The following is a 399-nucleotide window of genomic DNA, read 5'->3' as shown; positions in this document are numbered from 1 at the left end:
GGAAAGAGCGTAAGGAAAGCATCTCCAAATTAGACCTGATCAAAAGACTGCCGAAACTGAAAGACGCGACGGAAACGGCGTGACTGAAGACAGCGGACATTCGGGCACTGCAACAGTCGATCCTGCATCTGGACGTGGCATTTCAGCGCTTCTTCCGAGGACACGGGCGCTACCCGCGCTTCAAGTCAAAGCACGGACGCCGGGCGATCTCGAGCCTGCAGAGGGTCAGTGTCGTTGACGGTTCTCGTCTGTATCTGCCGAAGGTTGGCACTGTCCGCGCGAGGCTCCATCCCTGCCCGGGGAGATCAAGACATCCGGTGCCATCGGCATTGATCTGGGTCTGACGGACTACACCATCCTGACGGGTGGCGTGGACGGGCGGAACGTGAAGTTCCCGAA

General features: G+C 58.6%; 1 protein-coding gene. It reads right to left on the bottom strand.

Annotation, left to right across the window (positions count from 1 at the left end; genetic code table 11):
• Nucleotides 1-169: 169 nt before the first annotated feature.
• Nucleotides 170-399, bottom strand: a 230-nt coding sequence (locus E1297_RS49480; protein ID WP_209015530.1) for a hypothetical protein, incomplete at its 5' end; no start/stop codon positions are given.

This window comes from Roseibium sp. RKSG952 (assembly GCF_009711355.1).
Note: the sequence above shows the minus strand (reverse complement) of the source record. Positions and strands in the feature narration are given on the sequence as shown.